This is a genomic window from Nocardioides sp. LHD-245, from assembly GCF_030929495.1.
In the GTDB taxonomy this organism is placed as follows: Bacteria; Actinomycetota; Actinomycetes; order Propionibacteriales; family Nocardioidaceae; genus Nocardioides.
Genome location: NZ_JAVFWN010000001.1, coordinates 513,586 through 537,979 on the forward strand (window position 1 = coordinate 513,586; position 24,394 = coordinate 537,979).

General features: G+C 72.8%; 24 protein-coding genes. 15 read left to right on the forward strand and 9 right to left on the reverse strand.

What is annotated here, in order from left to right; genetic code table 11:
* Positions 1 to 168 precede the first annotated feature (168 nt).
* The gene (locus RB608_RS02455; RefSeq protein WP_308086185.1) at positions 169 to 1,890 is read right to left on the reverse strand and encodes a TIGR03767 family metallophosphoesterase; all 1,722 of its coding nucleotides are present in this window, start codon (positions 1,888 to 1,890) and stop codon (positions 169 to 171) included.
* Between the two features lie 144 nt (positions 1,891 to 2,034).
* On the opposite strand from RB608_RS02455, the gene RB608_RS02460 reads away from it, so the two are divergent.
* The gene (locus RB608_RS02460) at positions 2,035 to 3,189 is read left to right on the forward strand and encodes a glycosyltransferase family 1 protein (protein WP_308086186.1); all 1,155 of its coding nucleotides are present in this window, start codon (positions 2,035 to 2,037) and stop codon (positions 3,187 to 3,189) included.
* Here the strand turns inward: RB608_RS02460 and RB608_RS02465 are convergent.
* Complete coding sequence (locus tag RB608_RS02465; protein WP_308086187.1) at positions 3,170 to 4,126, reverse strand: Rossmann fold nucleotide-binding protein; 957 nt, start codon at positions 4,124 to 4,126, stop codon at positions 3,170 to 3,172. The two genes, RB608_RS02460 and RB608_RS02465, sit on opposite strands and share 20 nt — an antisense overlap.
* 124 nt (positions 4,127 to 4,250) lie before the next feature.
* Between RB608_RS02465 and RB608_RS02470 the strand changes: the two genes are divergently transcribed.
* From RB608_RS02470 to RB608_RS02480, 3 genes are read left to right on the forward strand one after another with little or no spacing between them, the layout of a single operon-like run.
* Positions 4,251 to 5,537, forward strand: coding sequence for a PLP-dependent transferase (locus RB608_RS02470; RefSeq protein WP_308086188.1), 1,287 nt, complete (start codon positions 4,251 to 4,253; stop codon positions 5,535 to 5,537).
* A 31-nt stretch (positions 5,538 to 5,568) separates the two neighbouring features.
* Positions 5,569 to 6,654, forward strand: a complete 1,086-nt coding sequence (locus RB608_RS02475) for a homoserine O-acetyltransferase (protein WP_308086253.1) — start codon at positions 5,569 to 5,571, stop codon at positions 6,652 to 6,654.
* Positions 6,655 to 6,676: 22 nt separating this feature from the next.
* Entirely contained in the window at positions 6,677 to 7,723 is a 1,047-nt protein-coding gene (locus RB608_RS02480; protein WP_308086189.1) for a maleylacetate reductase, read from the forward strand.
* A gap of 9 nt (positions 7,724 to 7,732) precedes the next feature.
* On the opposite strand, the gene RB608_RS02485 is transcribed toward RB608_RS02480, so the two are convergent.
* Positions 7,733 to 8,596: an RIO1 family regulatory kinase/ATPase gene (locus RB608_RS02485; protein WP_308086190.1), complete on the reverse strand. Its 864-nt coding sequence runs from the start codon at positions 8,594 to 8,596 to the stop codon at positions 7,733 to 7,735.
* 178 nt (positions 8,597 to 8,774) lie between these two features.
* On the opposite strand from RB608_RS02485, the gene RB608_RS02490 reads away from it, so the two are divergent.
* The 7 genes from RB608_RS02490 to RB608_RS02520 all read left to right on the forward strand — a co-directional run bounded on the left by RB608_RS02490 (position 8,775) and on the right by RB608_RS02520 (position 15,023).
* A complete protein-coding gene (locus RB608_RS02490; RefSeq protein ID WP_308086191.1) occupies positions 8,775 to 10,253 on the forward strand; it encodes a M1 family metallopeptidase in 1,479 nt (492 codons plus the stop codon).
* A gap of 148 nt (positions 10,254 to 10,401) precedes the next feature.
* Positions 10,402 to 10,572, forward strand: a complete 171-nt coding sequence (locus RB608_RS02495; RefSeq protein ID WP_308086192.1) for a hypothetical protein — start codon at positions 10,402 to 10,404, stop codon at positions 10,570 to 10,572.
* A gap of 12 nt (positions 10,573 to 10,584) precedes the next feature.
* Positions 10,585 to 11,142 carry a PH domain-containing protein gene (locus RB608_RS02500; RefSeq protein WP_308086193.1) on the forward strand — a complete coding sequence of 186 codons (558 nt, stop codon included), beginning with the start codon at positions 10,585 to 10,587 and terminating at the stop codon, positions 11,140 to 11,142.
* 152 nt (positions 11,143 to 11,294) lie between these two features.
* On the forward strand, positions 11,295 to 12,437 hold the full coding sequence (locus tag RB608_RS02505) for an LLM class flavin-dependent oxidoreductase (protein WP_308086194.1): 1,143 nt from the start codon (positions 11,295 to 11,297) through the stop codon (positions 12,435 to 12,437).
* Positions 12,438 to 12,439: 2 nt separating this feature from the next.
* Complete coding sequence (locus RB608_RS02510; protein WP_308086195.1) at positions 12,440 to 12,985, forward strand: flavin reductase family protein; 546 nt, start codon at positions 12,440 to 12,442, stop codon at positions 12,983 to 12,985.
* The gene (locus tag RB608_RS02515) at positions 12,982 to 13,572 is read left to right on the forward strand and encodes an NADPH-dependent FMN reductase (RefSeq protein ID WP_308086196.1); all 591 of its coding nucleotides are present in this window, start codon (positions 12,982 to 12,984) and stop codon (positions 13,570 to 13,572) included. Before RB608_RS02510 ends, RB608_RS02515 begins: the two co-directional genes overlap by 4 nt.
* A complete protein-coding gene (locus RB608_RS02520; protein ID WP_308086197.1) occupies positions 13,569 to 15,023 on the forward strand; it encodes an aldehyde dehydrogenase family protein in 1,455 nt (484 codons plus the stop codon). The genes RB608_RS02515 and RB608_RS02520 overlap by 4 nt, the downstream gene beginning before the upstream one ends.
* On the opposite strand, the gene RB608_RS02525 is transcribed toward RB608_RS02520, so the two are convergent.
* Genes RB608_RS02525 through RB608_RS02540 form a run of 4 tightly spaced genes read right to left on the reverse strand, consistent with a single transcriptional unit; the run spans position 14,995 to position 18,792 of the window.
* On the reverse strand, positions 14,995 to 16,095 hold the full coding sequence (locus tag RB608_RS02525; protein ID WP_308086254.1) for an AraC family transcriptional regulator: 1,101 nt from the start codon (positions 16,093 to 16,095) through the stop codon (positions 14,995 to 14,997). The two genes, RB608_RS02520 and RB608_RS02525, sit on opposite strands and share 29 nt — an antisense overlap.
* A gap of 53 nt (positions 16,096 to 16,148) precedes the next feature.
* Positions 16,149 to 16,799 (reverse strand): maleylpyruvate isomerase family mycothiol-dependent enzyme, encoded by a 651-nt coding sequence (locus tag RB608_RS02530; protein ID WP_308086198.1) that lies wholly within the window; start codon positions 16,797 to 16,799, stop codon positions 16,149 to 16,151.
* Positions 16,796 to 17,632 (reverse strand): fumarylacetoacetate hydrolase family protein, encoded by an 837-nt coding sequence (locus RB608_RS02535; protein ID WP_308086199.1) that lies wholly within the window; start codon positions 17,630 to 17,632, stop codon positions 16,796 to 16,798. Before RB608_RS02535 ends, RB608_RS02530 begins: the two co-directional genes overlap by 4 nt.
* Positions 17,629 to 18,792, reverse strand: coding sequence for a cupin domain-containing protein (locus RB608_RS02540; protein WP_308086200.1), 1,164 nt, complete (start codon positions 18,790 to 18,792; stop codon positions 17,629 to 17,631). Before RB608_RS02540 ends, RB608_RS02535 begins: the two co-directional genes overlap by 4 nt.
* Positions 18,793 to 18,884: 92 nt before the next feature.
* Here RB608_RS02540 and RB608_RS02545 point away from each other — a divergent pair, with 92 nt between their 5' ends.
* The 3 genes from RB608_RS02545 to RB608_RS02555 all read left to right on the forward strand — a co-directional run bounded on the left by RB608_RS02545 (position 18,885) and on the right by RB608_RS02555 (position 21,703).
* The gene (locus RB608_RS02545) at positions 18,885 to 19,652 is read left to right on the forward strand and encodes an IclR family transcriptional regulator (protein ID WP_308086201.1); all 768 of its coding nucleotides are present in this window, start codon (positions 18,885 to 18,887) and stop codon (positions 19,650 to 19,652) included.
* 84 nt (positions 19,653 to 19,736) lie between these two features.
* On the forward strand, positions 19,737 to 20,693 hold the full coding sequence (locus tag RB608_RS02550) for a tetratricopeptide repeat protein (protein ID WP_308086203.1): 957 nt from the start codon (positions 19,737 to 19,739) through the stop codon (positions 20,691 to 20,693).
* Between the two features lie 230 nt (positions 20,694 to 20,923).
* The gene (locus RB608_RS02555) at positions 20,924 to 21,703 is read left to right on the forward strand and encodes an EI24 domain-containing protein (RefSeq protein WP_308086204.1); all 780 of its coding nucleotides are present in this window, start codon (positions 20,924 to 20,926) and stop codon (positions 21,701 to 21,703) included.
* A gap of 24 nt (positions 21,704 to 21,727) precedes the next feature.
* On the opposite strand, the gene RB608_RS02560 is transcribed toward RB608_RS02555, so the two are convergent.
* Positions 21,728 to 22,618: a LysR family transcriptional regulator gene (locus RB608_RS02560; RefSeq protein WP_308086205.1), complete on the reverse strand. Its 891-nt coding sequence runs from the start codon at positions 22,616 to 22,618 to the stop codon at positions 21,728 to 21,730.
* 73 nt (positions 22,619 to 22,691) lie between these two features.
* Here RB608_RS02560 and RB608_RS02565 point away from each other — a divergent pair, with 73 nt between their 5' ends.
* Positions 22,692 to 23,675 carry an EamA family transporter gene (locus RB608_RS02565; RefSeq protein ID WP_308086206.1) on the forward strand — a complete coding sequence of 328 codons (984 nt, stop codon included), beginning with the start codon at positions 22,692 to 22,694 and terminating at the stop codon, positions 23,673 to 23,675.
* Here RB608_RS02565 and RB608_RS02570 read toward each other — a convergent pair.
* Positions 23,599 to 24,393 carry an NUDIX domain-containing protein gene (locus tag RB608_RS02570; protein ID WP_308086207.1) on the reverse strand — a complete coding sequence of 265 codons (795 nt, stop codon included), beginning with the start codon at positions 24,391 to 24,393 and terminating at the stop codon, positions 23,599 to 23,601. The two genes, RB608_RS02565 and RB608_RS02570, sit on opposite strands and share 77 nt — an antisense overlap.
* Between the last annotated feature and the right edge of the window lies 1 nt (position 24,394).

Genomic DNA, 24,394 nt, shown 5'->3' on the forward strand with positions numbered 1-24,394 from the left:
GCAACAACACCCGGGTAGTCGCGTCCGGCACCCGTCGTGCACCCGTCAGCCGAGGGCGGACGCCGTACGGAAGGTGCGCGGTCATCTACCTCGGTGCTGTGACACCTACCCGGGCGCTATGGCACCGAAATCCGTGCTGTAACCCTTAGTTACAAGCGGCGGCGGCGCCTAAGCCAGCGGGTTGGTCACCAGCAGCTCGACGTTGCGGTCGTCGAGGGTGCCGAGCCCGCCGTCGTGGTCGTGCCAGTCGTTAGCCGCGAGCTCGCGGGCGAGGCCGGCGAGCTGCTCGGCGGTGGCGGTGCCGGCGTCCGCGGAGGCGGGGCCGGCGTGGTCGACCATGGTGGTGAAGATCGATAGGGTGCCGTCGAGGTTGTCGGCGAACTCGATGATCCGAGACTGCTGGGGCCAGTCGATGTGCGAGGCGGTGGTGATCTCCCACAGGCCGCCCCCGCCCGGGCGGGGGCGTGGGGTGACCTTGTTGCGGTGCGTGTGGCCGTTGATCCAGGCGACGACCGACGGGGTGGCGAGCAGCCGGTCGAGGACGGCGCCGCCGGTGACCCGGGTCTCGAGGGAGCCGCCGGTGGCGATCAGCGGGTTGCCCATGGTGTCGGAGGTGTGGTGGCTGAAGACCATCACGATCTTGTCGCCCGACTGCGCGAGCAGCGAGCTGAGCCAGGCGAACTGGGTCGCGTCGAGCGAGCCGTCGGCGTAGCCGTTGGGGTTCACCGTGTCGAGGACGACGAACCGGAACCGGTCCCGGTCGAAGTGGTAGTACGCCGTGCCCTGCTGCCGGTTGGTGCTCGTGAAGCCGTGACCGAAGGGGAGTCCGCCGAGCTCGAAGTGCTGCTCCACGATCTGCTTGCGGTTGAGCAGGCGACGGTCCCGGTCGGGGGTCACGAGCCGGACGGTCGCACTGGTGGCTCCGCCGAGCAGGTTGGTCAGCAGCGCGGCGGGGTCGCTGGTGAGGTCCTCCAGCAGCTGGCCCGGATCGAGGCCGTGCGGCGGCGAGATGATCTTGAGCATGCCGAGCGCGATCAGGTTGAGCTGCAGCGTGGAGGCGGGGAAGTTGCCCTGCGCGAGGCCGTCGTGGTTGCCGAACACGGAGTACCACGGGACGGACAGGCCCTCGGCGGTGAACGGCCGGCGGGCGGCGTCGAGCAGGCCCGGGACGACCGGGAAGCCGTACTCCGCGCGCGGGCGGTCGACGGGCCGGCCGCTCGGGTTGCCCTCGGGGTGCCAGTACGCGCCGTCGTACGTCGCCTTGAGGCTGTCGGCGACGCCCTCCCACTTGTTGAGGCGGCCGGAGTCGACCCGCATCGCGCCGCCGTTGAGGGTGGTGATGTTCCAGCGGACCTCGTTGAGCTGCGAGTTGTCGGAGTTGTCGCCGGTCTGGATGGCCAGCGCGAAGGGAGTGCCGGTGACCGGTCCGCTGCCGATCCGGTTGATCGCGCGCACCATCGAGTCGGCGACCTGACCGGTCAGCATCTCCTGCGGCCGGTACGACGAGGAGAACAGTCCAAGCGCGGGGAGCGGACTGGGGTCGTCGAGCCGGTCGGTCCACTCCAGGCGCAGCGGCGACTGGGCGTCGACGATGTGGATGTCGCTGAGCTGGACGAAGGAGAGCAGGCCCTGCCGGCGAGCGGCGCGACCGGCGTCGCCGACGATGCCGAGAGCGGTCCGCGGGCGGTGCGGCTCGCCCGCGGCGGCGATGACGGCGCGATAGCCGCGGGCCCCGGGGGGACCGGGGACGTAGGTCCGGCCGAGGGTGGCGGGGTCCGTGGGCGCGGCTGCGGCGGCCGAGCGGAGCACGCCCGGGAGCGCGGTGGCGGCGGCAGCGAGGCCGCCGGCGGCGATGGCGTTGCGGATCAGGTTCCGGCGAGAGATCTCCACGAACCGGGCAACGAGCCGGGACCGAGGTGGGTCACGTGCCCGGGCGCAGGCGCGGATCGCCGACTCCTGGCGTTCACGAACGGGTCGCCGGACACTTCCGCAATCGTGACGGCCCGTTGGCGCGTCCTCCCTAGCGTCGGCGTCATGGCTGAGGTCATGAGTGAGGCGATGAGCAAGCTCCGCGTCCTGGTGGTCGCCGAGTCCTTCCTCCCGCAGATCAACGGAGTGACCAACTCGGTGCGCCGGGTGCTCGAGCACCTCGCGGCCGAGGGTCACGACGCCGAGCTCGTGGCGCCGACCGGCCCGGACACGTACGCCGGATTCCGGGTCCGTCGCGCCCGGGGCGCGAACCTGCCGTTCTACCCGGACTTCCGGCTGGGTCTGGAGACCCGTCGCCGGCTGCGCCAGCGGATGGTCCGGTTCCGTCCCGATGTCGTCCACATCGCCTCGCCCGCGACCCTCGGCTACCAGGCCGCCCGGGCCGCCGGCGAGCTGGGCATCCCCACGGTCGCGATCTACCAGACCGACCTGGTCGGCTTCGCCGAGCGGTACGACGTCCCGGGCGGGGTGCGGGCGGCGGCGGGCCTGACCCGCCGCATCCATCATCACGTCGACCGCACCCTCGCCCCGTCGACGGCGAGCATCGACCAGCTCCGCGCGCTCGGCGTACCCGAGGTGCATCGCTGGGGGCGTGGCGTCGACCTGGTCGCCTTCCACCCGCGCCATCGCGACGAGGAGCTGCGCCGCAGGATCGCGCCGGACGGCCGGCTCCTCGTCGGGTACGTCGGCCGGCTGGCCGCGGAGAAGGAGCTCGACCTGCTGCGGCACCTCGCCGACGACCCGCGCTACGCCCTGGTGGTCGTCGGCGCGGGCCCCGAGGAACAGCACCTGCGCGGCCTGCTCGGCGACCGGGCCAGCTTCCTCGGGCTGCTGCACGGCGACGACCTGAGCCGGGCCTACGCCTCCCTCGACCTCTTCGTCCACACGGGTCGCTACGAGACCTACTGCCAGGCGGCCCAGGAGGCGCTGGCCTCGGGCGTCCCGGTGGTCGCCCCGGCGGCCGGCGGGCCGGTCGACGTCGTCGCGCACGGCGCCTCCGGCCTGCTCTACCGGCCCGGCGACGGCACGGACCTGGCCGCCGCGGTCGCTCGGCTGGCCGGCGACAGCGACCTGCGGGGCCGGATGGCCGCGACCGCACTGCGGGCGGTGCAGGACCGGTCCTGGTACGCGATCAACGAGCAGCTGGTCGCGCACTACCGCGCGGTGGCCGGGGGAGAGGTCAGCGCCCGCGCGGCGTGACCAGCGCCGCGGCCTCCTCGACCGTGTCGACGAGATGGACGTGCTGCTCCATCGCGCGGCCCCGGGCGAGGGCCCGCAGCAGCGGCCAGGCCGGGAGCTCCTCGGTCCAGTAGCGGCGCCCCACGAGCACCATCGGCGCCACGTCCTCGTCGGCGGCGTAGTAGTTCTCGCAGGCGTCCTGGAAGATCTCCTGCACCGTGCCGCCGGCACCGGGCAGGAACACGATCCCCGCGTCGCAGACCATGAGCAGGATCGCCTCGCGCAGGGCGTTGCGGAAGTACTTCGCGATCGCCGTCGCGAACAGGTTCGGCGGCTCGTGGCCGTAGTGCCAGGTCGGTACGCCGAGCGACGGGCTCGGGTCCGGCGCAAGGGCGAGTGCCTCCCGGGCGGCGGCGGCCCAGTCGTCCACGGAGGGCCGGAAGGACGGCACGTCGGCCACCCGGCGCAGGGCCTCGGCGAGGGCGGCCGGGGGAGCGGCGGCCATCCGGCCGCCGAGGTTGGCGGCCTCCATGGCGCCGGGCCCGCCGCCGGTGGCGACGACGTGGTCGCGGCCGAGCAGGGCTCCGAGGCGCGCGGCGTCGTCGTACGCCGGGGTACCGCGGTCGGCCGCGTGACCGCCCATCACGCCGACCAGCCCGCCCGTCCCGCTCGCGGCGACCCAGCTGCCGAGGGCGGTGTCGATCGCCTGGTCATGCAGCACCTCGGCGAGGGCGTCGGCGGGCCCCGAGGTCGCGAGCGCCCAGTGGTAGGCGCGGCTGTCGAAGGAGTCGGCGTACGCGGGCGCGTCGTAGAGCTCGCCGGGCGTGTAGAGCCGAGTACGGCCGATGTCGAGGCCGGCGACGTGTCCGGTCGCCACGGCGCCGGCCCCAGCCTCGAGGGCGCGGTCGTCGTCGGTACGGCACTCGACGACGACGCTCCGGGCGCGGGTGCTTCTCACGGCCCGGACGCTACCCCGGTGGTGTCTGCTCTGTGGGATGCCTTTTGTCTAGTGCCTAACATGACTTTAATCTTGGTGAGACATCCCCCCGTGTGATCGCAGGGGCCAGCGACAGGAGCCACCGATGACCTATCGTCCCGAGACCCTCGCCGTCCACGCCGGCCAGGAGCAGGCCGACCCCGCCACCAACGCGCGGGCGGTGCCGATTTACCAGACGACGTCGTACGTCTTCAACGACACCGAGCACGCCGCCAACCTGTTCGCGCTCGCCGAGCCGGGCAACATCTACACGCGGATCATGAACCCGACCCAGTCGGTCTTCGAGGAGCGGCTGACCCAGCTCGAGGGCGGCGTCGGCGCGCTCGCCACCGCCTCCGGCTCTGCCGCGACGACCTACGCCGTGCTCAACCTGACCTATGCCGGCGACAACATCGTCGCCCTCTCCACGCTCTACGGCGGCACCTACGCCCTCTTCGCGCACACGCTCCCGCAGTTCGGCATCGAGGTCCGCTTCGTCGACCCGGAGAAGCCGGAGGATCTCGCGAAGCACGTCGACGAGAAGACCAAGCTGGTCTTCGCCGAGACCGTGGGCAACCCGAAGATCAACGTGGTCGACGTCCGGGCCTGGGCGGACGCGGCCCATGCGCAGGGCCTGCCGCTGATCGTCGACAACACCGCGCCCACGCCGTACCTCGCCCGGGTCTTCGACCAGGGCGCCGACGTGGCGGTGCACGCCGCGACCAAGTACATCGGCGGCCACGGCACCTCCATCGGCGGCATCATCGTCGACTCGGGCAACTTCGACTGGGCGGCCCACTCCGAGCGGTTCCCCGGTCTCACCCAGCCCGACGGCGCCTACCACGGTGTGGTCTGGACCGAGGCCGTGGGCAACCTCGCCTACATCATTCGGGCCCGGACCGTGCTGCTGCGCAACACCGGTGCCGCCGTCGCGCCGCTCAACTCCTGGCTCTTCCTGCAGGGCCTGGAGACCCTCCACCTGCGCATGGAGCGGCACAGCGCCAACGCGCTCGCCGTCGCCGAGTACCTCCAGGGCCACGACGCGGTCTCCTGGGTGAGCTACCCGGGCCTGGCGGACAGCCCCTACAAGGCCGTCGCCGATCGCACCTTCACCGGCAAGGGGTACGGCGGCCTGGTCAGCTTCGGCGTGAAGTCGGGGCGCGACGGAGGCAAGCGGTTCGTCGAGGCCCTCGACCTGTTCAGCCACCTCGCCAACATCGGCGACACCAAGTCGCTGGCGATCCACAACGCCACGACGACCCACTCGCAGCTCACGCCCGACGAGCTCGAGGCGGCCGGCGTGCCCGAGGACATGGTCCGGCTCTCGATCGGCATCGAGAACGTCGAGGACATCATCGCCGACCTCGAGCAGGCCCTCGCCGCGTCCAAGTGAGGCGCCGGTAGGTTCATCGCCCGTGGGGACGATGGGATATGTCGAGACGCAGCGGGTCGTGCTCGCCACCGAGCGCGACCCGCTGGTCCTGACGGGCGGGTCGACGCTGGAGCACGTCGAGGTCGCCTACGAGACCTATGGCGAGCTCGACGCCGCGCGGGACAACGCGGTGATGGTGTGCCACGCGCTGACCGGCGACGCCCACGCGGCCGGGCTGCACCTCGGCGCCAAGCGGCGCGGCTGGTGGGACAACCTGATCGGCCCCGGCAAGGCCGTCGACACCGACCGGTTCTTCGTCGTGAGCGCCAACCTGCTCGGCGGCTGCTCCGGTACCACCGGGCCGTCCTCGATCGACCCGGCGACCGGACGCGCCTACGGGCCGGACTTCCCGGTCCTCGACATGGCCGACTTCGTCGCCGTCCACCGGCGGCTGCTCGACCACCTCGGCATCCACCGGTTGCACGCGGCGGTGGGCGGCTCGATGGGCGGCATGCAGATCCTCGAGTGGGCGCTGCGGGAGCCCGACCGGATCGACCGCGCGGTCCTGGTGGCCGCGAGCTCCCGGCTGACCACCGAGAACATCGCGTTCTCCTCCGTCGCGCGGGCCGCGATCATGGAGGACCCCGACTTCCACGGCGGCCGGTACGCCGAGCACGGCGTCACGCCGCGACACGGGCTCAAGATCGCCCGGATGATGGCCCACATCACCTACGTCTCCGACGGGTCGCTGGACACGAAGTTCGGCCACCGGCGCGACACCACCGGCCTGGACCGGCGCCTCGGCAGCGACTTCGAGGTGGAGCACTACCTCCAGCACCAGGGCGAGAGCTTCCTGGACCGGTTCGACGCGCTGTCGTATCTCCACCTGACCCGGCCGATGGACTACTTCGACCCGTTCGGCACCCACCCGGACGCCGTACCGGAGACGCGGTTCCGGCTGGTCTCCTTCGACTCCGACTGGCGCTTCCCGACCGCTCACTCGCTGCGGATCCGCGACCGGCTGGCGGCTCGCGGCGTCAGCGTGGACCACACCGAGCTGGCCTCGCCCTGGGGCCACGACTCGTTCCTCCTGGAGCCGCCCGGCTACCACGATCTGGTGCGATCCTTCCTCGACTGACGTCGTCCGGCAGACTGGCGACGTGTTCGTCCATGACGCCCAGCCCATGCGGGTGGTCTTCGGGGCCGGAGCCGTCGACCGGGTGGCCGAGGAGACCGATCGTCTCGGCCTGCGCCGGGTGCTCGTCCTCTCGACGCCGCGGCAGGGAGCCCTCGCGGCCCGGGTCACGGCGCTGCTCGGCGGCCGGGCGGCCGGCACGTTCGACGGCGCCCGGATGCATGTCCCGGTGACGAGCGTCGCCGCTGCCGAGGCGGCGGTCGCCGCGACCGGCGCGGACGGCTGTCTCGCGATCGGCGGCGGCTCCACGATCGGGCTGGCCAAGGCGCTGTCACTGCGCCTGGGCCTGCCGTCCGTGGTCGTCCCCACGACCTACGCCGGCTCCGAGATGACCCCGATCTGGGGGCTGACCGAGGACGGCCGGAAGACGACCGGCCGGGACCCGGTCGTGCTGCCGCGCGCGGTCGTCTACGACCCGGACCTCACCCACGCCCTGCCCGCCGCCGTGTCCGGGCCGAGCGGGCTGAACGCGATCGCGCACGCGGTCGAGGCGCTCTACGCCCCCGACGGCACGCCGGTCGTCAGCGCGCTGGCCGAGCGCGGTGTCCGCGACCTGGCCTCCGCGCTGCCCGTGGTCGTCGCGGACGGCACCGACGCCGACGCGCGGAGCCGGGCGCTGGAGGGCGCCTGGCTGTGCGGTGCCTGCCTCGGGGCGACCACGATGGGCCTGCACCACAAGCTGTGCCACGCCCTCGGCGGCATGCTCGACCTGCCGCACGCCGAGACCCACGCGATCGTGCTGCCCCACGTCGCCGCCTACAACCTGCCCGTCGTGCCCGAGGCGGACGCGGTGCTGCGCCGCGCGCTCGACACGGACGACGTCGCCGCCGCGCTGCGTGACCTCGCCCGTCAGGTCGGGGTCCCCGACGGCCTGCGCGCACTGGGGGTCGACCACGCCGACCTCGCCCGCGTCGTGGACGAGGTCCTGGCGGCGCCGTACCGCAACCCGCGCGCGCCGACCCGAGGCGACCTCGAGACGCTGCTCGAGGCCGCCTGGCGGGGCGGTTCCTGACCCGACGGCTCAGAACGCTTGGGCCATCAGCTCGCCGAACAGCTCCTGCGGATCGATCTCCAGGCCCCGGCGGGCGAACCACCCGCACACGTTGGTGCAGTCGCGCAGCAGGAAGTCGAAGCCCTGCGCGTTGCCGGCCAGGTCGACCAGCTGCGGCAGGTCGATGACGACCAGCCGTTCGCCGGCGGCCAGGATGTTGTAGGCGGACAGGTCGCCGTGCACGAGCCCGTCCTCGACCAGGGTGAGCAGGACGGCGCGCAGCTGGTCGAAGTACGACGCCAGCAGCGCCGGCTCCGGCCGGGTCTGCGCCAGCCGGGGGGCCGTCTCGCCGTCGACGGTGATCCACTCCATCAGGATCTCGGTGCCGTCGATCTGCACGGGATAGGGCACCGGCAGGCCGAGCGACCAGCAGCGGTTGAGCGCGGTCCACTCCGAGACCGCCCACTCGCCGGCGGCGACCTCGCGGCCGAAGGTGCTCTTGCGCTTGATGGCCCGCTCGTCGCGGGAGCGCTTCATGCTGCGGCCCTCGGTGTAGGTCGCCGACCGGTGGAAGGTGCGGTGCTCGGTGGAGCGGTAGCGCTTCGCCGCCATCACCACGCTCTGCGCCGGGTCGTGCGGGTCGGTGCGGTCGAGGAGGAAGACGTCGGCCTCCTTGCCCGTCTTGAGGATGCCGAGGTCGGTGTCGATCGCGCCCTGGGACGTGACGACCCAGTCGGGGCGCGGCTCGGGACCGCGGGACAGCGGCTCGACGTCGAGCCAGGTGGACCAGCGCTGGCCGTCCTCGAGGTCGTCGTAGGCGACGTAGTCGAAGACGAAGCGGGGGTCGAGATCGGGGTCGAGCTCAGAGTCGGGAGAGAGGTTCTCCTGGGACACGGTGGTTCCTTGGGGTCGAGAGGATGCGGTCTGAGGGCAGGCCGACGACAGCGATCGACATGTCACACTCCTCTCGACGGGTCCGCGGGATCGCGCGGACGGACAAGGACACCCTGGAGGACGCGCGGGCGGTCCCGCAAGTGGTTTACCGACGGGTCCCGCGGCGTACATTGACCCGGTGCGCCGACTCTCCGCTCCACTGGTCCTGCTCCTCGTCGTGTTGGTGGGCCTGACCGGCCTCACCACGATGTCCGGCCTCCCCGTCGCCCGGGCCGAGCAGCCCGACCGGTCCGAGCGCACCGCGCAGCCCGGGCCCGGCGCGGCTGAAGGCACCGACCCGTACTGGCCGCAGGACGGCAACGGCGGCACCGACGCCCAGCACTACCGGATCAAGGTGGGCTACGACTTCGCGAGCGGGAAGCTCACCGGTCGCACCGCGATCACCATGACCGCGACGGCCGACCTGAGCAGCCTCTCCCTCGACCTGCTGCTGCCGGCCACCGCGGTGTGGGTCGACAACCGGGCCGCGAAGTTCCGCCGGGCGGGCAAGCACGAGCTGCGGGTCACCCCCAAGCGGCCGATCGCGGCCGGCGCCCGGTTCAAGGTCGTCGTGAAGTACGCCGGGCGGCCGGCGCGCTTCGGCTACGCCGGTGAGCGCAACTGGCTGGCGAACGGCGCCGAGGTCGTCGCCATGAACCAGCCGCACATGGCGCCGTGGTGGTTCCCGTCCAACGACCACCCCAGCGACAAGGCGACCTTCGACATCCGGGTCACGGCGCCGAAGGGCAAGCAGGTCGTCAGCAACGGCGTGCGCGCGGGCCGCAAGGTCAAGGGTGGCCTGGCCACCACGCGCTGGCGGATGACCGACCCGATGGCGACCTATCTCGCCTTCTTCGCCGCCGGTTCCTACGCCATCGACCAGGGCACCACCGCCGCCGGCATCCCGTTCTACAACGCGGTCTCCAAGGGGATCGGCGCCGCAGAGCGCCGCCAGGTGCGCCGCACCCTCGCCCGCACCGCCGGCATCACCGACTGGCTGCAGACCCGGCTCGGGCCCTACCCGTTCGCCACCACGGGCGGTCTGGTGACCGGCCTCGACGTCGGCTTCGCCCTCGAGAACCAGTCGCGGCCGACGTACGGGCGCTGGATCTATCCCGGCGTCGTCGTCCACGAGCTGGCCCACCAGTGGTTCGGCGACAGCGTGGCCGTGCAGCGCTGGCGCGACATCTGGCTCAACGAGGGCTTCGCGACCTATATGGAGGCCGAGTACGCCGCCGCGCACGGCGGGGTGAGCGTCGAGACCTACCTCGACCGGATGTGGGCCCGCTCCTGCCGCACGCCCACGTCCCCGTTCTGGACCCTCGACCTCTCGAACCCCGGGCCGGCCCAGATCTTCGCGGAGCCGGTCTACGACCGGGGCGCCATGGTGGTGGCCGCGCTGCGCAACCGGATCGGCGTCGCCGACTTCGACGCGCTGCTGCGCCGGTGGGTCGCGGAGCACCACGACGGCAACGCGACCGTGGAGCAGTTCCAGGCCCTGGCGAAGACCGTGTCGGGTGAGAGCGACCTGGACGGCTTCTTCGACGCGTGGCTGCGCGGCGGCCGGGCGCCGGAGGCGACGCCGGCCAACGGGCTCGGCACCGCCGTCTGCCCCTGAGCTGCGCCGACCCGTCGCGTCCGAACGGGACGGGTCGGTCCTGAGAAGGCTCTGGCGCGCCTCCCCTGTGGCAGGTGGTGCCTTTGGTACGAATGTGGGGATCTGTGCCCTCGCGGGCACGCCCGCACCTGGATGGAGACGCCCGCACATGGACGCCAAGAAGCTGATCGCGCTCGTGGTGATCGTGTTCCTCGGGTTCTGGATGTTCACCGACCCCTCGGGCCTGGCCGACACCTCGAAGTCGGCGGCGACCAACGGCTGGGATCTCGCGACCAAGGCGTTCGACGGGGTCATCGACTTCGTCGGCGCGATGGACTGACGCGTCGCCGCCATGCCCTCCCTGCCCGCGGTCTCCGGGGCCGTCCCCGGCCTCGTGGCCCGGCTCGGCGACCCGAAGATCGGCAAGCACCTGCTGCGCGACGAGGGTGAGGTCGTCGTCGACGAGGTGACCCACCACTGGTTCGCCTACGTCCGGCCCGCCCTGCTCTCCACACTCGCGACGGTGCTGCTCGTCGCGAGCTGGTTCGTCTCGGTCCAGATCGCCTGGTTCCTCATCATCGTCGCGGTGATCCTCCTGACCCGCGCCGGCTGGGTCGCGCTCGGCGTGCTCCGCGACCGCTTCGTCATCACGAACATGCGCGTGTTCCGCGTGCACGGCGTGCTCTCTCAGAGCCTGGCGACCATGCCGTTGAGCCGGATCCTCGACATCTCGGTGAAGAAGCCGCTGCACGGCCGGATCCTGGGCTTCGGCCACTTCTGCTTCGAGTCCGCCGCCCAGGAGCAGGGCCTGCGCGACATCAGGTACGTCGGGCGAGCCGACGAGCGCGACCTCGCCATCCAGCGGGTCGTCCAGCGCTCCGGCCTGCGTGGCCCCCGGGTCCCCAACTGACGAGAGCCTCCTCCCGCTGCGCAAAGCGGCTATCCGCCGGGCGCGTTGACGGATAGTCCGGCCCGCCGGACCGCTCCTACTGTGGCGCGACCCGGTGAAGGTGACGGCTGTCATAGGCCACCTGGCCGGCGCCGTCAGACGAAGGAGGAGCAATGACCGTCAGCACCGTTCGCCCCGATCTCTCCTACGAGGAGCTGGTCGAGGCCCGACGAGCCAGTGGCGTGGCGATGTACAACCGGAACAAGATGAAGCTCGGCATCTTCGGTTCGAACTGCAGTCACGGCCTGATGGCCACCCATGCGGAGAGCAGCTACGAGCTGAGCTGGGAGCACACCCAGCGGATCGCCCAGATCGCCGACGGGCTGGGCTTCGAGGCGATGCTCCCGGTGGCGCGCTACCGCGGCATGGGCGGCGACACGAACTTCAACGGCGAGAACTACGAGACCCACACGTGGGCGGCCGGCATCGCGCAGGCGACCGAGCAGATCATGGTCTTCTCCACCACCCACGTGCCCACCAAGCACCCGATCGTGGCGGCGAAGGAGTCGGTCACGGTGGACCACATCTCGGGTGGGCGCTTCGGGCTCAACATGACCATGGGCTGGTACCAGGCCGAGATGGAGATGTTCGGCGGCACCCAGCGTGAGCACGACTCCCGCTACCGGTTCGGCTCGGAGTGGATCGAGATCGCCAAGCGGATGTGGACCCAGGACCGGGTCGACTTCTCCGGCGAGTTCTTCGAGATCAAGGACGCGATGTCGGATCCCAAGCCGATCCAGGAGCCGTGGCCGGTGCTGGTCAACGCCGGCAACTCGCCCGCCGGGCTGGAGTTCTGCGCCCGGGAGTGCGACTTCAACTTCATCGCGTTCGCCGATGTGGACGAGGCACGCACCACGGCGGCACAGGTGCGCGGGATCGCGCAGGCGCAGGGCCGGGACCTCGGCATCCTGGGCTACGGGAACATCATCTGCCGCGACACGGAGAAGGAGACCCGGCAGCTCCTCGACCACATCCTCGAGAAGGGCGACTGGGCCGTCGCGAAGATGGTCTCCGCCGGCCTGGGCTCCGAGAGCGGCTCGTTCGACAAGGTCAAGGCGCTCCAGGAGCGCTTCATCCTCGGGTACGGCGGCTATCCGCTCATCGGCACGCCGGAGCAGATCGTCGAGCAGCTCCTCGAGCTCGAGCAGGCGGGGATCGGCGGCATGATGGTCGGCTTCCTGGACTACGTCGAGGAGCTGCCCTACTTCGGCGAGGCCGTGCTCCCGCTGATGCGCGAGGCGGGACTGCGGGAGTGAGCATGGCCGGCGTACTGCGGGCCGGGCCGGAGCAGGACGTGCGCTCCGGCCGGGCCCCGGGTCGCGGTGCTCCGGACCCGGAGACGTACAAGGACGTGCTGGGACGCTTCTGCACCGGCCTGACCGTCGTCACCTCGCTCCACGACGAGGAGCCGGTCGGCTTCACCTGCCAGGCGTTCAGCGCGCTCTCCCTCGACCCGCCCGAGGTGCTGATCAGCGTCCAGCGGACCTCGACGACGTGGCCGAGGATCCGGCAGTACGGTCGCTTCGGGGTGGGCGTGCTGGCCGCGGGGCAGGACGAGCTGGCGCGGGCCCTGGCCCGCAGCGGCACCGACAAGCTCCGTGACGTCGCCTGGCGGCCGTCCTCGACCGGTCTGCCGCGCCCCGAGGGGCTGCTCGCATGGATCGAGTGCGAGCTGGTCCGGGAGGTGGACGCGGGCGACCACCTGCTGGCGATCGCCGCGGTCAGCACCCTCGAGGCGGGGCCGGCCACGACGCCCTTGCTCTACTTCCGCGGCGACTTCCTCGCCACCGGAGGTGCGTCGTGAAGACCCTCCTCACGATCTACGGGAGCCCGACGCCCCCGGGGAAGCTCGCCCGGGCGCTGGACGCGGCCGAGGAGCACGCGACCGGCCACCCCGGGTGGCGGGCGGTCCGGCTGAGCCCGCTGACCCCGACCGTGTGGCCCGAGGACGCCGCCGAGCAGGTCGCGGCGGCGTCCGGCGTACTGGTGGCGAGCCCGGTCTTCCGGGCCTCGTTCCCGGCGACGCTCAAGCTGCTCTTCGACCAGCTCCCCGTGGCGGCCTTCGGGACGCGGCCGGTGGCGATCCTGACAGTGGCGGCCGCTCCCGAGCACGCGCTGGCCGCCGAGCGGCACCTGCGCGACGTCCTGGCCTGGTTCGGCGCGCTGACCGCACCCCACCCGCTGTTCCTCGCCGACCGGCTGCTGTCCGGCGCGCCGCTGGACGCCGACGTCCGTGCGGATCTCGGCGCCCTGGTCGACCAGGTCGTCTCGCTCACGGCCCTCCCGGAGGGGACCCGGCTGGGTCCCACCCCGCTGGCCGCTCGGCGAGGGCCCCGGACCGGTCGGCCCCCGCACCCGCACACCGATTCCCGAAAGGAACCCACGACATGAGCCTCACCCTCGAGCACGTGCCCGCCGCCCACCTCGTCGACGGACGGTGGCTGACCTCCGGCGTCACGGCCACCTCCCACGCACCCGCGGACGGATCGATCCTGGGGGAGTACGACGACGCCCAGCTGCCCCTCGGCGAGCAGGCCGTCGCCGCGGCGCGCCGCGCCTTCGCCACCACCGACTGGACGCGGGACCGACAGCTCCGGGCGAAGGTCCTCAACGAGATGGCCGACGCGGTCGAGGCCGCGACCGACGAGCTGGCCCTGGCGCTGGCTCTGGAGAACGGCAAGATCCTGCCGGAGGCGCACTTCGAGCTGAGCCTGACGCCGTCGAAGCTGCGCTACTACGCCGCGATGGCGCTCACCGGGAGCGGACGGGGCGACCAGGCGAAGGCCGGCGTGCTGTCGACATTGGTCCCCGTGCCCGTCGGTGTCGCCGGGGTGATCGTGCCCTGGAACTCACCGGTGGTGCTGGCCGTGCGCTCGTTCGCCCCGGCGCTGGCGGCCGGCTGCACCGTCGTGGTCAAGATGGCGGCACAGACGGCACTCGTCAACGCCCGCCTGGCCGAGATCCTGGCGGGCTGCCCCTCGCTGCCGCCGGGCGTCCTCAACATGGTGACCGAGTCGGGCAGCGACATCGCGAAGCACCTCGTCGACTCCCCGGAGGTGGACGTGATCAGCTACACCGGGAGCACCGCGGTCGGCCGCCAGATCATGGCGGCGGCCGCGCCACGGCTCAAGCGGGTCTCCCTCGAGCTCGGCGGCAAGACGCCCATGATCGTCTTCGACGACGCCGACCTCGACCGGGCGGTCGGCACCATCGTCGCCGGCATCACCACCTTCAGCGGGCAGTTCTGCATGACCGGGAGCCGCGTGCTGGTGCAACGCGGGGTCGCCGACGAGGTGCGGTCCCGGCTCGCGGGGGCGCTCGCCGCGGTACGGGTCGGCCCCGGCGACGACCCGGAGTCCCAGATGGGCCCGATGATCGACCGGGCCAGCCGGGACCGGCTGGCCGCCCTCGTCGAGGACCACCTCGGGGACGCCACGGTGCTGGTGCCCGGCGGGGTGCCGGACGAGCCGGAGCTGGCCGACGGTGCCTACTGCCGGCCGGTGCTGCTGGAGGTCGCCGACGTGGACTCGCCGCTGGTCCAGCGTGAGCTGTTCGGGCCGGTCGCCACCTTCGAGGTGTTCGACGACGAGGCGGACGCGGTGGCGCGGGCCAACGCGACCGAGTTCGGCCTGGCGGCCTCGGTCTGGACGGCCGACGGGCAGCGCGGGCTCCGGATGGCTGACGCGCTGGAGGCGGGGACCGTGTGGCTGAACGCCTGGGCGCTCGTGCTCGACCAGTTCGAGGAGGGCGGCGTCAAGCAGAGTGGCCTGGGCCGGCTCAACGGGCACCGTGCGATGGAGGAGTTCCAGGAGGTCAAGCACCTGGTGCAGGTGCTGGGCTGAGCAGCGCGACGTCGCGGGGCGGCCGGTCGTCGTCGACCGGCCGCCCCGGCACGTGTCCGCGCAGGCCGCGCTCCAGGGTCTGCGAGGGCAGCTCTCCGAACGTCGCCCGGTACGTCGAGGAGAACCGGCCGAGGTGGTAGAACCCCCAGCGGGTGGCCACGTCGGTGACCGTCGCGGTGGCCGACCGCGGGGCGTCCAGCTCCGCCCGGACGCGGCGCAGCCGCTCCTGGCGCAGGTACTGGATCGGTGTGCAGCCCATCGTGGCGCGGAACTGGCTCTGCAGGGTGCGGGCTCCGACGCCCGCGACGGCGACGAGGTCCGCCAGGGTCGGGAGGTCCGCGGCGCGGGCGTCGATGTGCTCGCAGACCGCACGGACCACCTCGGGCCGGCTGGTGGACTCCTCCTCCAGCACGCTCTGGTGCGGGCCGGTCGAGGCCAGCACGAGACTGCTGAGCACCAGCGACTCCAGCTGTCGGCGGGCCAGGGCGTTGTGCGCCATCAGGCCGTCGGCGTCCCACTCGGAGACGACGAAGTCCAGCGCCCGGAGCAGTCCGCGTCCGGCCGGCGTGGTGAGGTCGACGTTCAGCCCGAGCTCCAGTGGCCCGTCGACGGGCCGCTGGAGCAACGTGGCCACCTGCGCCTCGAGCGCCTCGCGGGGGATGCGTACGGCGAGCTGCTCGGTGTCGGCGTTCCAGGCGATGGCCTGGCGGTGGTGCGGCAGGAGCACCGCCGCGCTCCTGCGGCCCGTCGTGGCGGTCGTGGAGCCGTCCGAGCGGGTCACGGTGCTGTCGCCGCGCAGGGTGACGTTGATGTGGTACCAGCTGTCGTTCGGCGGGAGGTCGATGCCGGCTGCGAGCCCGTAGGTCAGGTACCCGATCGTCAGCTCGCCGCTCTGGACGGCGTTCATCCGGGCCCGGAGCGTGGTCGAGCGGTCGGGGGTGAGCACGTGCGGCTCGTACACGTCGGCGACGACGTGCTGCGCCTCGTCGGGATCGCTGGTCCGCAGCCGCCCGTACTGGTGGAGCGGCTCGTGGTCCGGTGCGGTGGCCTGCGCCTCCACGATCTGGTGCATCACCGGGATCTCCTCTCAGCCCGTGCCTCGTGCGGTGCGCACAACAGGCAGTGTCACAGCCACGGCCCCAGGTCGGGTGCCGGCGTGCCGTCCGGTCGGCTCAGCCCGCCCGGACGGTGCGGCCGGCCGGTCAGCCAGGCGACCCGGTCGGCGAGCGGGCCCGTCACCTCGGGCAGATCCGGGCCGCGGCGGGCGCTCACCTCCGCGTCCAACGCCGCCAGGACGTCCGCCGGCAGGTCCGCGAAGGTCGTTCCGAGGTCGAGGTCGACGGCGTGCACCATGACCTCTCGGGTTCGCAGCCAGGGGATCTCGGTCGCGGGCACGGTCCGGCCCTGGGCGGTGCGCACCTCGCGGCACCACTGCTCGTCGGTGAGCTCGCCCAGCGCGGCCGCCAGGGCGTCCGCCGAGCGGGCCTGCCAGCCGGCGAGCCGCGCCGGGGGCAGCACGCCGCCCCGGGCGATGCCCGCGGCCCGCTCCTCGGGGGAGGCGTACATCGGGATCTCGGTCCCGCTGCTCGCCCAGCGGGCCAGGTTGAGCAGGGCATCGGCATTGGCGGCGACATGGGCGAGCACGTGGCCCCGGGTCCAGGTCGGCAGCGTGCTGGGGGCGGCGCAGGCCGCGGCGTCGAGCCGCGCCGCGGTCGCGTCGAAGAGCTCCTGCCCCTCGCGCATCCAGCGCAGGAGGTCGGCCGGCGTCCTGGTCATTCCTTCACGATCCGATTGCGGCAGGCGCCGAGGCCCTCGATGTGCGTGGTGACGGTCTCGCCGCCGACGAGGTAGACCTTCGGGTCGCGGGCGTGGCCGACGCCGGCAGGGGTGCCGGTGGCGATGAGGTCGCCGGGGTTGAGCCGGGTGATCGTCGAGACGTACCGGACGAGGTGGACCGGGTCGAAGAGCAGGGTGGCGGTGTCGTCGGACTGCATGGTCCGGCCGTCCACGGTGGTGGTGACCGCCAGGGCGGGGCGGACACCGCCGGGGAGCTCGTCGGGGGTCACGAGGTAGGGGCCGACCGGGGTGCTCGAGTCCCAGATCTTGCCCTGGGTCCATTCGATGGTGCGGAACTGCCAGTCGCGGACCGAGATGTCGTTCATCACCGTGAAGCCGGCGATCGCGGCCTCGGCCTCGGCCTCGGTGGCCCGTCGTACCTGCTCGCCGATGACGACGACGAGCTCGACCTCCCAGTCGAGGGCGTCGGTCTCGGCGGGCTTGACGATGTCGTCATGCGCACCGACGAGGGTGTCGGCGAACTTCGGGAAGAGCGTGGGATAGGCCGGGAGGTCGCGGCCCATCTCCTTGATGTGGTTGGTGTAGTTGTGTCCGACGCAGATCACCTTCGACGGGTGCGGTACGACGGGCGCGAAATCCGCGCCCGCGACGTCGTACGTCGCGGCGTCGGGGAGCGGGTCGGGCGATCCCGCCGCCAGATAGGTGCCGAGGTCGCCGTGGCCGAGATCGACCAGCACGTCGCGTCCGTCGCGACGGTCGAGGCGGACCGCGCGGGTGCCGGCGGCGGTGCGGATGGTGGCGAGCCTGGTCATGAGGTGAGGTCCTGTCGGTTGAGCCGGAGCGCTTCGAAGACGGGTGCGTCGCAGAAGCGGAAGAGGTCGAGGGTGCCGCCGCCGACGCCGGTGTCGGAGTCGGTGGTGCCGGCCTCGGAGCGGGCGGAGAACGGCTGCCAGGAGGGGACGACGAAGAGGTCGCCGCGGATGACGGTCCAGGCGTGGTCGCCCACGGTGACGGTGCCGGAGCCGTCGAACACCTGGTAGACCGACGATCCGGTCTCGCGCACGGGTGCGGTCTCGTGACCCCGGACGATGCGGTGCATCTCGGCCCGGATGGTGGGCAGGACGTCGGCGCCGGTGGCGGGGTTGGTGAACCGGACGGCCGCGTGTCCGGGCTCGACGGTCCCACCGTGGCCCTCGCTCTCGACGGCGAGCTGGTCGTTCAACGCCCGGTCGGTGTGCTCCCACCGGTAGGCGAGCAGCGGCGTACCCGGACCGGCCGGGGGCGCGGGCGTGGCGCCGAGGGGCCGCAGACCCGGGTGCGCCCAGAGCCGCTCGGAGCGGGACCGGTCGGGCGTGGTCCGTTCGGCGGCGGAGACGGTGTCGCGCCCGAACTCGAAGAACTGGGTCTCGGTGGCGTACTGGAACGGGATGTCGAGGCCGTCGATCCAGGCCATCGGCTCGGCGGTGGCGTTGTGGTGGGCGTGCCAGTTCCAGCCGGCCTGGGGCAGGAAGTCGCCCCGGCGCATGGGGACGGGGTCGCCGCCGACGACGGTCCACACGCCCTCGCCCTCGACGACGAAGCGGAAGGCGTGCTGGGTGTGCCGGTGCTCGGGCGCGTCCTCGCCGGGCATGAGGTACTGGATCGCGGCCCACAGGGTCGGGGTCGCGAACGGTCGCCCGTCGAGCCCGGGGTTGGCCAGCGCGATCGCGCGGCGTTCGCCGCCTCGACCGACGGGGACGATGTCGCCTGCCTGGGCGGCCAGGGCGCGGAGGGTGTCCCAGCGCCACCGGTGGGGGACCGCGCGGGACCGCGGCTGGGCGGGCATGAGGTCGCCGATCTCGGTCCACAGGGGCACCAGGAGCTCTCGCTCGAAGCCGCGGTACAGGGCCTCCAGGGCGGGTGTCACGTCCGGTTGGTCGGGACCGTCGACGGCGGTGAGCCGGACGGGAGTGGGGGCATGGGTCGCACTCATGTGTGCAAGAGTTCTCCATCGCCGAACACAGGCTCGCCATGTTCTGCTGACCAGAACAAGTGCGGTATGTCGCCACCCGAGGAGAGATGCGCGTGTCGTCGGATCCCGAGATGCGGACCCCGCCGCCCTATGCGGTGTCCAGCGTCGACCACGCGCTGCGGATCGCGGTGATGCTGCAGATGGAGGGCAAGGTCAGCGTCACCCAGGTCGCGGCGCGGCTCGGGGTGGCCCGGTCGACGGCGCACCGGCTGCTGGCGATGCTGGTCTACCGGGACTTCGCGATCCAGGACGAGAGCCGCACCTACCGGGTGGGGCCGGTGCTGCGGCTGCCGGAGCACTCGCGCTCCCTCACCGCGCGGATGCGCGAGGCCGCCTTCCCGCACCTGCGGCAGGTGGTCCGGGACCTGGGCGAGTCGGCCAACCTGTTCATCCGCGCGGGCGCCACGTCCCGCTGCATCGCGAGCGTCGAGTGCGGCCGTGCCCTGCGGGTCAGCTCACGGGAGGGCGTGGTCTTCCCCGTGCACCGCACGTCGGCCGGTCTGCTCCTCCTCGCCGAGCTCGCGCCGGAGGACCTCCCGTCGGTCTTCGCCGACGAGGACCCCGAGGACCGGCCCGACCTGGCGCGGCTCGGCGCCGAGCTGGCCCGGATCCGGCGCGCCGGGTTCGCCGTCAACCGAGGGCGCTCGGAGCGCGGCATCGTCGCGGTCGGCGTACCGCTGCGTGCTGCGGACGGCGAGGCCGTCGCCGGCCTGTGCGTCTCGATGCCGAGCGTGCGCTACGCCCGCGACGCGCTGCCGCGGATCGTCCAGGTGCTGCGCGACGCCGCGCACGCCTGCGCCGCCGACCTGGGCTATCGATGAGGGCACGGGCGTCGACAGCACGATCCGGCACGTCCCCGTCCCCTCCGGATGAGACGCCTCGGTCGCTTTCGTAGGATTGCCCCCATGACGCAGCAGCCGTTCTCCCGTCCCGGCGCGATCGACCTGTCCGCCCTCAAGCGGACCCCGCCGCCCGCGGGTGGCGCGCCGGGTGCGCCCGCCGGCGGTGGCGGCGGGTCCACGTCGGCCTACTCCGTCGCGGTCGACGAGGCCAACTTCCAGTCGGTGCTCGAGGCGTCGATGACCGCCCCGGTCGTGCTGGTCTTCACCTCGCCGTCCCAGTCTCCGGAGAGCGCCCAGCTCGCACTCGACGTGGCGACCGTCGCCGACGAGTACGACGGCCGGTTCCTCGCGGCGACGATCGACGTGGACGCGGTGCCGCAGATCGCCCAGGCGATGCAGATCCCGCAGGTGCCGCTGATGCTGGTGCTGCTCGACGGTCGCCCGGCGACGCAGCCGATCCCCGGCGCGGCGCCCATCGACGACATCCGGGCCCTGTTCAACCAGCTCGCGCAGCAGCTGACCGCCCAGGGCATCACCGGCCGGCACCAGCCCAACGCCTTCGGTGCGGCTCCCGGTGGCGAGGTGGCCGAGGGCGAGGAGGCCGACATCGATCCCCGCTACGTCCCGGCACAGGACGCGCTCGCGGCCGGCGACATCGACGCCGCCGTCGCGGAGTACCAGAAGCTCGTCGACGCCAACCCGGTCGACCACGAGGCGGCGGCCGGACTGGCGATGGCGAAGGTGCTGCAGCGCACCCAGGGCGCCGACCTCAACGCGGCCCGCGCGGCGGCCGCCGCGAACCCCGACGACGTCGACGCCCAGACCCTGGTCGCCGACCTCGACATGCTCGGCGGCCACGTCGAGGACGCCTTCGCGCGCCTCGTCGAGCTGGTCCGGCGCACGGCCGGCAAGGAGCGCGACAAGGCCCGCGAGCACCTGGTCGGCCTGTTCGGGGCCGTCGGCAACGACGATCCGCGGGTGCTCAAGGGCCGTCAGGCCCTCGCCTCCGCGTTGTTCTGAGTTGATGAGCCGAGCGTGTCGCAGACGCCGCTTGCCGCACGGACCTCGCTCCGCTCGGCCCGCGGGCGGCGCACCGTGCCGCTGCGCGGCCGTGCGCCACGCTGCCGGCCGACGTGACCTGATGGGCCGAGCGTGTCGCAGACGCTGCTTGCCGCACGGACCTCGCTCCGCTCGGCCCGCGGGCGGCGCACCATGCCGCTGCGCGGCCGTGCGCCACGCTGCCGGCCGACGTGACCTGGCTGCGTGGTGACATGGGGTTCGGGCGCGGTGCCGGGTTCCTGCTCCGCGGGCTGCGTCTGTGGCGGGAGCGGCCGCGGCTGATGCTGCTGGGCATCCTGCCCGCCCTGGTCGTCGGCGTCGTGGTGCTGGCGCTCCTGGTCACCCTGGTCTTCGTCGCCGACGACGTCGTCGGCTGGGCCACCCCGTTCGCCGACGACTGGGACGAGTCGGTGCGCGGCCTGTTCCGCGGCGCGCTCTACCTGCTGGTGCTCGCCGGTGCGTCGATGCTCGCCATCGTCACCTTCACCGGCCTCACCCTCGCCGTGGGCGACCCCTTCTACGAGAAGATCTGGAAGGAGGTCGAGCTCTCGCTCGGTGGCGAGGTCCCGGACCGGGGTGTCGGCTGGGGCCGCGGCGCGATCGACGGGCTGGTGCTCGTCGTCCTCGGCCTGCTCACCGCGATCGGGGTCTTCGTGATCGGCCTGCTGCCCGTCGTCGGCACCGTCGTCGGCGCGGTGCTCGGCCTGGTCGTGGCCGGGCGCCTGCTCGCCGGCGAGCTCGTGTCGCGTCCGCTCGAGGCGCGCGGCATGGACCGGGCCGCCCGCGCCGCGCTGATGCGACGCCACCGCGGCGCGATGCTCGGGTTCGGCGTGTGCGTCCAGGCCTGCTTCCTGGTGCCGCTGGGCGGCATCCTGGTGATGCCCGCGGCGGTCGCCGGCGCGACGTACCTCGCCCGGGCCGCCCTGGACGGCGGTTCACCTACCGAAATTGTCGAGAACCGGCCGCTCTGAGGACAAATTCGGTAGGTGCGTGGCTCAGATCCGGGCGAACGCGTCCAGCACCGCCCGCACGGCAGGCGAGTCGGCCATCGTGCGCCGGTGCAGGGCGTCGATGAGGCGCACCGGCTCCGGCTCGGCCACCGGTACGGCGACCAGGTCGTCGCCGAGCCCCGCGCGTCCCATCCGGGGGATCAGCGCGACCCCGAGCCCGGCGCGGACCAGGGCCAGGTGGGACTCGAACTCCGCCGAGACATGCGCGATCCGCGGCGGACGGCTGGTGCCGTCGTACATCCGGGAGAGCCACTGGCGGCAGATCGTGCTCTCGGGGGTGGCGATCCAGCCGACATCGAGGAGGTCGTGCGGCGTGACCCGGTCGCGCCGGGCCAGCGGGTCGTCGCGGTGGACGATCAGGTCGGCGACGTCGCCGGGCAGGGGAGTGGCGGCGACGTGGTCGGGCACGGCGAGCGGGACCCCGCCCCAGCGGTGCACGATGCCGAGCTCGACCTGGCCGCTGGCGACGAGCTCGACGACGTCCCAGGGCTCCGCCTCGCGCAGGGTGAGGGCGAGACCGGGGTGGGCGTCGCGCAGGCTGCGCGCGATCGGGGCGACCAGGCCGCGCATCGCGGTGGAGAAGGCGGCCAGCCGGATCCGGCCGGTGACGACGCCCGCCCGCTGCTGCAGGGACGTCTCGAGCAGCTCGAGGTCGGCGAGGACCCGTTCGCCGGCGTCGACCAGGTGGCGACCATGGCTGGTCAGCATCACCCCGCGACCGACCCGCTCCAGCAGCGGGACGCCGGTCTGCCGCTCGAGTCGCTTGACCTGCTGCGAGATCGCGCTCGGGGTGTAGCCGGTCGCCGCCGCGGCGCCGACCACGGAGCCGTGGGTGGCGACCGCGCGGAGGGAGACGAGCGCATCCAGGTCGATCATGCAACGACGCTACATCATCCAGTGCACTTCTCTTCGCTGGTGCTTCAACGTTGTGACGGGGATGCTGGACGGCGTGAGCCGCCGCGACCAGTCCCTCGCCGCCCTCGTGGCCGTGATCTGGGGCTTCAACTTCGTCGTCATCGACTGGGGCATGGGCGAGGTGCCCCCGCTGCTGTTCCTCGCCGCCCGCTTCCTCGCCGTGGTCCTCCCGGCGGTCTTCCTGCTGGACCCGCCGCCGGTGCCGTGGCGCACGGTGGCGGCGGTCGGCCTGTTCATGTCGCTGGGCCAGTTCGCGTTCCTGTACGTCGCGATGGACGCCGGGATGCCGCCCGGGCTGGCCGGCCTGGTGCTGCAGGCCCAGGTGGTGCTGACCATCCTGCTGGCCGCCGCGGCGCTGCACGAGCGGCCGACCCGGCCTCAGGTCCTCGGGGTCGTGCTCGGCGTCGTCGGGCTGGTGGTCGTCGGGCTCGGTCGCGGCGGCCACGTCCCGGCGCTCGCGCTGGCGCTGTGCCTGGCCGCCGCGCTGATGTGGGCGATCGGCAATGTCGTCTCGCGGGCCTCGGGCGCGACCGGCGGGCTCTCGCTCACGGTGTGGTCTGCGCTCGTCGTACCCGTGCCGCTGGTGCTGCTCTCGCTCGTGCTCGACGGCCCGGCCGCGGTGGCCGACGGGATCGCCGCCTTCGGCGGCCGCGCCGCGCTGTCGACCCTCTACACCGCCGCTCTCGCGTCGCTGGTGGGCTACGGCATCTTCAACGGCCTGCTCTCCCGCAACCCGTCGGCGGCCGTCGTGCCGTGGATCCTGCTCGTCCCTCCGGTCGCCATCGGCTCGGCCTGGGCGCTGCTCGACGAGGTGCCCTCGGCCGGCGAGCTCGTCGGGGGAGCGGTCCTCGTGCTCGGGGTGGCGGTGTCGTCGCGCACCTACCGGAATCGTCGTGGATCCGCTGGATCCGCGACGATTCCGGTAGGTGAACCGTCGACCCTCAGCGACCCGACTCGGTGTACGCCGGACCCGTCCCGGCCAGGCTCGCCAGGGCGGCCCGCACCCGCCGGGCGGTGAAGTCGGCCGCGCGCTCGTCGATCTCGGCGAGGGTGAGGAAGTCGGCGGTCTTGATCTCCCGGGCCTGTGGCACGACCTGCTGCACGATCGAGGCGGGGTGCACGCCGCCGTCGAAGACCAGGCAGAGCGCGTCGTCCCAGCCGCCCCAGGGCGGCAGCCAGTCGGTGAGCAGGAGGGGACCCGCCTCGATCGTGAGGTCGAGCTCCTCCTCGACCTCACGGGCCACCGCGACGCACGGCGACTCGCCCACCTCGACCACGCCGCCGGGCAGGTCCCAGTCGGCCTTGTAGGTCAGGTTGCACATCAGCACCCGCGGCGCGGGGCCGTCCGCGCCGGCCAGCTCGGCGTCGCGGATCAGCATCTGGCCGATCCCGCGCTTGCGCGGCAGGAACGAGTTGAGCAGAGCCCGGAAGCCACCCGGCTCGTGCACGGGAGTGTCGTCGACCAGGCGGGCGTAGACCACGACGTCACCGGCCCGCCCCCGCTGCACACCCTCGCGCCGCAACCCCGACCAGGTCGCGATCCGCTGCGCGTCGGTGTCGTCGATCGCGACCTTGACCTCGACCCGCTCGTGGTCGGTCAGGGCGTCGGCCACCTGGCGGCGCACCACGTCGACGGCGGCCTGCCAGCCGCGCTCGGTGAGGTCGGAGGTCCAGGTCAGCCGGGCGGTGCCGTCGTCGACCGTCCGGTGGCTGATCTCGGGCTCGGGCGCGGGCACG

Excerpts from the sequence above, each read along its gene's own strand:
- RB608_RS02460 (WP_308086186.1), top strand. The coding sequence starts at position 2,035 with ATGGCTGAGGTCATGAGTGAGGCGATGAGCAAGCTCCGCGTCCTGGTG.
- RB608_RS02470 (WP_308086188.1), top strand. The coding sequence starts at position 4,251 with ATGACCTATCGTCCCGAGACCCTCGCCGTCCACGCCGGCCAGGAGCAG.
- RB608_RS02475 (WP_308086253.1), top strand. The coding sequence starts at position 5,569 with ATGGGATATGTCGAGACGCAGCGGGTCGTGCTCGCCACCGAGCGCGAC.
- RB608_RS02495 (WP_308086192.1), top strand. The coding sequence starts at position 10,402 with ATGGACGCCAAGAAGCTGATCGCGCTCGTGGTGATCGTGTTCCTCGGG.
- RB608_RS02500 (WP_308086193.1), top strand. The coding sequence starts at position 10,585 with ATGCCCTCCCTGCCCGCGGTCTCCGGGGCCGTCCCCGGCCTCGTGGCC.
- RB608_RS02505 (WP_308086194.1), top strand. The coding sequence starts at position 11,295 with ATGACCGTCAGCACCGTTCGCCCCGATCTCTCCTACGAGGAGCTGGTC.
- RB608_RS02510 (WP_308086195.1), top strand. The coding sequence starts at position 12,440 with ATGGCCGGCGTACTGCGGGCCGGGCCGGAGCAGGACGTGCGCTCCGGC.
- RB608_RS02520 (WP_308086197.1), top strand. The coding sequence starts at position 13,569 with ATGAGCCTCACCCTCGAGCACGTGCCCGCCGCCCACCTCGTCGACGGA.
- RB608_RS02525 (WP_308086254.1), bottom strand. The coding sequence starts at position 16,095 with ATGCACCAGATCGTGGAGGCGCAGGCCACCGCACCGGACCACGAGCCG.
- RB608_RS02530 (WP_308086198.1), bottom strand. The coding sequence starts at position 16,799 with ATGACCAGGACGCCGGCCGACCTCCTGCGCTGGATGCGCGAGGGGCAG.
- RB608_RS02535 (WP_308086199.1), bottom strand. The coding sequence starts at position 17,632 with ATGACCAGGCTCGCCACCATCCGCACCGCCGCCGGCACCCGCGCGGTC.
- RB608_RS02540 (WP_308086200.1), bottom strand. The coding sequence starts at position 18,792 with ATGAGTGCGACCCATGCCCCCACTCCCGTCCGGCTCACCGCCGTCGAC.
- RB608_RS02550 (WP_308086203.1), top strand. The coding sequence starts at position 19,737 with ATGACGCAGCAGCCGTTCTCCCGTCCCGGCGCGATCGACCTGTCCGCC.
- RB608_RS02560 (WP_308086205.1), bottom strand. The coding sequence starts at position 22,618 with ATGATCGACCTGGATGCGCTCGTCTCCCTCCGCGCGGTCGCCACCCAC.